The 7,516-nt window shown below is 30.7% G+C and carries 6 protein-coding genes; all 6 read right to left on the bottom strand.

The genetic code is table 11. From position 1 onward, the window contains the following. Positions 1-9 precede the first annotated feature (9 nt). Complete coding sequence (locus AOQ29_RS00110; protein ID WP_061992551.1) at positions 10-987, bottom strand: glycosyltransferase family protein; 978 nt, start codon at positions 985-987, stop codon at positions 10-12. A 31-nt stretch (positions 988-1,018) separates the two neighbouring features. Then, positions 1,019-1,966, bottom strand: coding sequence for a glycosyltransferase family 2 protein (locus AOQ29_RS00105; protein ID WP_061992550.1), 948 nt, complete (start codon positions 1,964-1,966; stop codon positions 1,019-1,021). A gap of 219 nt (positions 1,967-2,185) precedes the next feature. Next, a complete protein-coding gene (locus tag AOQ29_RS00100) occupies positions 2,186-2,602 on the bottom strand; it encodes a GtrA family protein (protein WP_114674969.1) in 417 nt (138 codons plus the stop codon). Positions 2,603-3,346: 744 nt separating this feature from the next. Continuing rightward, complete coding sequence (locus tag AOQ29_RS00095; protein WP_061992549.1) at positions 3,347-4,240, bottom strand: glycosyltransferase family 2 protein; 894 nt, start codon at positions 4,238-4,240, stop codon at positions 3,347-3,349. A gap of 103 nt (positions 4,241-4,343) precedes the next feature. Beyond that, positions 4,344-5,969 (bottom strand): glycosyltransferase family protein, encoded by a 1,626-nt coding sequence (locus tag AOQ29_RS00090; RefSeq protein WP_061992548.1) that lies wholly within the window; start codon positions 5,967-5,969, stop codon positions 4,344-4,346. Further along, positions 5,966-7,468, bottom strand: a complete 1,503-nt coding sequence (locus AOQ29_RS00085) for a glycosyltransferase family protein (protein WP_061992547.1) — start codon at positions 7,466-7,468, stop codon at positions 5,966-5,968. The genes AOQ29_RS00090 and AOQ29_RS00085 overlap by 4 nt, the downstream gene beginning before the upstream one ends. Positions 7,469-7,516 lie beyond the last annotated feature (48 nt).

Here is a 7,516-nt window from a genome sequence, read left to right as displayed (position 1 = left end):
CAGCTAGGTCTAAATATTTACTTCAACTTTTGGGGTACAGGTCAAAATCCAACTATGCCATTGCTTTTTATTATGTTGCAGTAAAGCAACAATAGTTAAGTAAACTTGAAAAATAATTAATGGCAACCCATAAATCCATATTCCTTTTTCAGACAAATCATTTGAAAGTAGTAAATTGAATATGTTTCCTGGTTCCAGTGGAACGATAAATGTAGCTGCAGCCTGAAACTGAGTATTCATATACATTGACGCAATATTCAGCAAGGTATATGCAGATATAATTAAAGAAAAAATTCCCCCAAAGAATATATAAGCAAAAGACTTTAAACTAGTTCTTCTATTAATAAATGCAACAATCTCATAAATAACAACGAAAACTACCGCAAAAAATAGTGAAAGAACATGACTTGCTGCTATTAACCCCATTCCTAATGAAAAAAATAGTACACCACTCTTTTCTTGTTTGTGAATCTTAATTAAGCCTAAGAGTACTAGCGGGAAAAAGGCATATGCTAACGATTCCCCAAGTGCTACTCTTGAATATAGATCAATAAAATGATAATTGTTGAACTGGTATACTACAACTCCAACCCAAACAGGCCAATTTTTATTGGAAAATTCTGAAACTAACAATTTTATGTTCAATATCGTGATTGCATTTAATAAAAAAAAGCCAACTTTCAATGCAAATAATGGATTTGAAAATATTAATTCAGGTACTATAAAAATCAAGCCACTGACCCAAGGGTAAAACGCATTCACAGCAACTCCAAAAGGATTAGTTGAGGCTTTATACTGAAAATTGAATAACGAAGGAACGTGATTTGAAGAAAATGCCTTTGTTATATCTTCAAACCGAGTGAGATGATAAATCCCATCCCAAGAGACATTAAAAAATCTTTCGGTAAACGCTGGATAAATTGATAATAGTGCTAACACAATTATTAAAAAAATATCCAGTACTAACTTTTTTCTTTTATTTTCCATAATTAGCCTAATTTCCAATTTTAATTAAATATTATTTAGTTCTATTTTTTTTCATTTCTGTTTGAACCAAGGACATCTCAAAATTTCTTTTTTCAATTGATTGAATTGAAGATAATATTGAACCCACAAAGAACGTTAAAATTGATACGAAATAAAATAGCATTGAAACAACTAAACTTGGAAAATTCACAACGGTATGCGTGTCATTATATGGGAAAAGAACACGCCAACAAAAAAGAATCGTTGCGACTAAGCCGGATAGAATTGAAAAAAAAGAATAAAATGAAAATGGATGATATTCACGATATAAACTGATTACGGTTTTAATAACACGAAGCCCATCGCCATATGTATTGAGTTTTGATTCAGATCCATCTGGTCGATCGCGATACTCAATTACCAAATTATCAACTAACATATTCTTTTCAGCAGCATGAATTGACATTTCCGTCTCTATTTCAAAACCTTTTGAAAGAATGGGAAATGTTTTCACAAACTGGTATGAAAATGCACGATATCCCGTCAAAATATCACGAATATTCGTTTTAAAAAGACGATTGATTAAGCCTCGAACTAAACCATTTCCAAGATTATGGAAAGGACGTTTATTTTCCTCAAAATATGTTGAAGAGAGTCTATCACCTACCACCATGTCAACATTTTGTTCAATAACTCGGCGATACATTTCTGGAATCATTTCAACCGGATAAGTATCATCCGCATCAATCATAATGTAAGCTGAAGCATCTATTTCACGGAACATCCGTCTAATGACTGCACCTTTACCTTGTGCATACTCACTCCTCACAATTGCACCAGCAGCTCTAGCCAATTCAGCAGTATTGTCATTTGAATTATTATCATAGACGTATACATTTGATTCAGATATTTCATTAGTAACGTCCAAAACATCTTTAACAACTTTTTGTATCGTCTGCTCCTCATTGTACGCTGGTATAATTACTGCCAGTTTATCCATTATTATTCCTTTTCTATCATATATTCATTAATTAAAAATTAAATTTCCTATGCAATTATAATATTTGTGATAAAACTTATCAATGGTCTTAAAAAACAAAAAAATAAATTATAATTACTATTATTACTAATGTAATAAGCAGAGAATTTAGTTTTCTTAATCTCACTCAGACCTAATTCAATAATCTGAATATTATGTAAATTTACTTCTCAATAAACTCTAACTTTTCTTAAAAATAAACATCTTGCTCAAAACATAATTAGAACCAATAACAAATATGTTTTGAATTCCATTCCATAACAAGTCATTTTGCTGGAGCACTTTAACCCCAAACGCTAAAATAAACCATCCTATAATTCCAGTAATAATTCTGGCTAAATAAAATTGCCAAATTTCTTGGATCAGTTCTCTAGTCTTATGAACCTTTGACTGAAAAACCCAAATTCTGTTTGTCAGATATGCAAAAAGCACAGCTACAAACCAAGAAATGATATATGCAGATGAATAATCAAAATGCATTTCTGCCGAAAGAAGGCCATAACTTAGCACAGAAACTACAAATGTTGCTCCACCAAAGAACAAATATAACAAAGTTTCACGATACTTTGTTAGTAACTGTATTACATTTTGAATCATTATTTACTCCCTCTGTATGCCTGCTTAGAGCATGATTTATGTAAACAGGCAATAATAAATATTATACTTAATTTTTTTTACTGTTTCCACTGTTAATTAGAACAATAATGTTACATTTTTAAATTCTTGATAGTTAATCAAACAAAAATACAATATAATTTAAAACTATTCTTGATTACTTGTTTTACTTCAAAAATACTACTAATTAGTTTTTTTGAAGTAATTTATAGCTGTTGTTAAATTTTCATAATTTAGCGCTATACATATAAGTATTGATGCTTGCTTAAGGTGTGTTTTACTTTTGACTTCAATTTCGTATATCTAGCCGCCGTTAATTGTTAATCTTCATAGGATGTGACGTATTTTGGTTCGAATTGTGAAAATAATGCATCGATTTTGTCAGGTATTCACGTGACTCCTTTGAGAGCAGGATTTGTTGGTTTCAAGTTGAGAAAAGTTTTTAAAGAAGAAAACCAATTTGGCATTGAACTTCGAAACTGTTTTGAATAGTGCCAACTCAATTCATTAGTCTCTTTTAAATCATTTTTGAGAGATTGATTAGTCGCTTGTTCATCTCTTTAAATTCATAAAAGTAAAGATAGACATGGCCACCATTTTTTAATTAGTCCATAAAAAATGGTGGTGATGCAAATCTACATCACCACCGATTGTTATAGAACCAAAAATAAAACTTATTAAGTATCTATATATTAGAATACAATATTGTCCATCTAAAATTATATTTTATTTTTTACCTGCGAACTCAATTATAGGATCAAAAGACTTTCCTGCCTTCATTCCCTTTTTCATAATTGCCAACTTTTCCTGTTTACGATCTGTTTTCGAAAATTTAATTTGATAATATTCAGCTAGAGTACGTACCCGTGCTCGATTTCTACGATACCAATCTCTTTTTCGAATATAGTAGCCTTTATTACGATATGAATAAAAATACCTTGGTGTTCTCTCTGGTCCATCATTTAGTAAACTAGAACCAACATTAGCGCCCATCTTATGAGTTACCTTTGCAGCAGGTACAAAATAGCCAGGAGCAAATCTTCCAGCCCTCTCAGTATACTCTATATCATCTCCCCAAATGAAAAAATCAGTAATCGGTAGACCAATTTCCGCAACAACTTTTCTTCTGACAAGTAAAGAAACGAAAGTGGCATTTTGCAATTGAATAGGCTCTACCTGGTCCTCAGGAATTACTTTTAAACGGTTCATCGGAGCTGGTTGATTCATCTTTGCTCGATGACCATCAATCCAACGAACATCTGAAGCAAGGAAGCCAAAATTAGGTTCTTTTTTCGCAAAATCTAATAAATTTTGTAAAGTATCATGATGCACAACTGTATCATCATCCATTACCCAAACAAAATCATCATCGGTATTCTCCATAAAATAGCGAATACCTTTGTTAAATCCACCTGCTCCACCAAGATTTTCTTCTAAACGCACATAATTAATTGAATTGCCTAATGACAATAAATAATTTTTCGTATCGATATCACTAGCATTATCCACAACAATAATATGATTAACTGAAAATTCTTGTTGTTGTAAACTCTGAATTACTTCCTTTAACAATTCTAGTCGATTGTAAGTCACAATGACTGCTGAAACTTTTTGAGTCATAATCTTTCCTTAATATAAATTATTCAAATTGATTATATCATAAACAATACTGTGTAATGGTACAGACTAATTGCTAATGACTAAATTTATAATGTAATATTTTTTAAAATCTTAAAAAAAATAAGATTAATATCGTTATTGAAATCGATAAAATTGAGATAAATAGCAACAATGAGGACCTATCATACGGTGCTTCAATCTTAATAATATGCCTTCCTTTGGATAGCTTTACAGATACTTGATTTGTGTCCAAACTTTTAGAACGAATACCATCAATAAAAATATTGTAATTAAATCCTTGATATGTCACAACTGGAAAATCAACCACTGATTCATGGTCTAAATCAACTTTATATACAGATTGATTAGATTTTCCACTAATTTGTTTTGGAACTTTACTATTACTAATATTGAGCTTTTTTCCATTTTTATTAAGCGGAATGTAATCGTTAAAACTAGACGTCGAATGCAGAATGCTCTCATAATTATCAGCATTCAAGGAATAATGGTTAGACTGTAACCCGTTATAATTTAATCGGTTTTGATACGTGCCTGCCAGTGAAACAAAACAAACAATGATCCCAATTAAAATAATGTTTCTCTTATTTACTTTCTTTTTTTCATTAAAAAACATAACAATAGCAATGGACAAAAATAATACAATAAACAAGTTAAGACGGCTTAAAAATTGCAGCAAAGATATTGGCGTTTTTACAAATATACTCCATGGCCACCAGTTGAGTGAAATAATAAACAAAATATCTGCAGCAATTAACCACTTTCGCCAATTCGAACTCTGCATATTTTTAAACAAAATTACTGTCAATACAATTTGAATGACTAAAAGTGGCAAACCATAAATCCAGTATGTTTTTTCAGCCATATTATTTCCAAAATTTGACGTCAAAAAAGAACTCAAATCAACCGAAACAATACCTCGTTCTGGTGTAGCAATTTTAGAATGTACATATATATTAATAATATTAAAAAGGGAATAAGAAGAAATAGCTAAAAAAATGAAAAATGAAAGCAGAGCGTTTTTGAAAACTTTTAAAGTTACATCATTCTTTAAAATTTCGAAGACTAAAACAAAAATAACAGCAAGTACTAAGGATAAAACATGTGCATTTGCAATCATTCCCAATGATAATCCCAGAATAAAAGGACTTGATTTTTTATTTTGATGTAATTGAAGTAAACCTAAAACTACTAAAGGCATCCACGCGTAGCCAAAACACTCTCCTAATGCAGTTCGAGAGTAAAGGTCAATTAGATGGAAATTATTAAATTCGTAAACAATTACTCCTAACCAAATTATCCAACGATTACTCGAAAGACTACCAGCTAGCAAACGCATATTAAAAATCGTAAGGAAATTTAGAAGAAAAAAGCCAATTTCCATAGCATGCAAAGGATTCGAAATTACTATTCTAGGAACAATAAATAACAAACCATCTAGCCAAGGATACATCGCGTTGATAGCCACGCCTTGATAACTATTGATTGGTGCATAATTAAAATTAAAAAGAGAAGGTAGCGTGTCTGATTTTAGTGAACTCGCAATGTTTTCAAACCGAGCAAAATGATATATTCCATCAACCGATGAATTATAGTATCCATGTAAAAAAGCAGGTAAAACTGAAATTATAGTTAAAATCAAGATCAAAAATAAATCGAATATATGATTATTTTCATTTGCTTTAACTTTAAATTGATTAATAGTTTTCAAAATTTCATCCCATCATCATTTTTTAAATAAAAATAATTTTTAATATTTTGTATACCCAAGCCTGATAATAATAATAATACTGGTAAAAATTGAATTAGATATCGCGATCTACCACCTTCAAATAACAACAAAAACATAAAAAACCCGATAGCGCTAAGTTTCAAATACAGCCCCCAAAGTGATTGATCCAAGACACTAAATAAAATTAAAACTAATGTTGCAATCCAAATAAATTGTTGAACTGTTCGAAAATCAAACTTTTGTTCTGTTGCAATTCCATTGTTATCTAAGAAATATTTTCGAGGAAATGTATCTGCCCGGATTTTATCCGAAGAATGGAATGCCTTAAGATAATATACCTCATGGCCCCAACCCATTGTTCCATCTGCAGAATTTTTAATCTGTTTGTGAAACAGAAATTTTTCATAACCGATAATTCCACCCTGACTAATAAAACGCTGCTTAATGAGACGCAAGGAAGCTTGATTTCTTGCTGAAGGATTTTTAATATTAACAGAATTAAACATATCAGTAACATTGTAGTCGCCATCACCAGTAATTCCCATGGCAGCAAAATGTGACATTGGCAATGCTTGACGAGTATCAACTTTCACGATGCCGTTATGATTATAAAGATAATTCTTCATAAGAATTGACCCACCACACAATATCGTCAAAGACCAAATCAACGTTAAACTTAGATATTTCAAGTCGATTTGATCATTTTTAGATACCCATAACACAAATATAACTAGTAAAGCAGCAATTGGCAAAACCAACAATGAAGGCTTAATCATGTATGCGAAGACTAATTCAATTCCAACAAGTAGACCATATAAAATTAGGTTCTTCAAGCTATGAATTTTGAAAATTTTTACAAATGTATTTAACAACAACGCCGTTAGAAAAAATGACAAAGTATCCGAGTAAGGTATAACAAAAAAAGGAACACATGTAAACAATGCTAATAATAAGATTAATGTAATTTTAGCTGTTGTTTGATGCGTAAATTTTTTCCCTAATCGCCAAACAAGGTAAGTTCCAAAATCGATAATAACTACATTTAGTAAATTCAAAGCATACATAAAATGCTCGAATGTTGGATGGTTTAATAAATGCCAATACATACTTTCAAGCTTTAAAAGCATCGTATTATTAGGATTGATTGATAAGTAATTTGGCCATGGCCATCCAAGCTTTGATGTGGTTGCTCTTTGAACTAAAAACATCCAATCCCACGTACTTGTCCCAGATAATAGGTAAACACAATAAACTTGCCAAAAAATAATTATTAGGAAAATGACAAAAAAAGTGGTATTTTTTGTAGCCAAAAAGCTAAAAGTATCCAACATTTTGTTCCAATAACTAGAATAATAATGACGAAATACAAATATCCCAGCAGATAATAAAATTAAAATATCAACAATTTTTATAAATCCACCTGAGAGACCATCAATATTCTCTGGTAAGATCGCAATGGCACCAATCAAACTTATCATGATTAATATTGCTAAAATTACGCTCGTTAAAAAATTTGTTATTTTTAG

It is taken from the genome of Fructobacillus ficulneus, assembly GCF_001047075.2.
GTDB classification, from domain to species: Bacteria; Bacillota; Bacilli; order Lactobacillales; family Lactobacillaceae; genus Fructobacillus; species Fructobacillus ficulneus.
The sequence above is the reverse complement of the archived record's forward strand: the minus strand, read 5'-3'. Positions and strand labels throughout refer to the sequence as shown.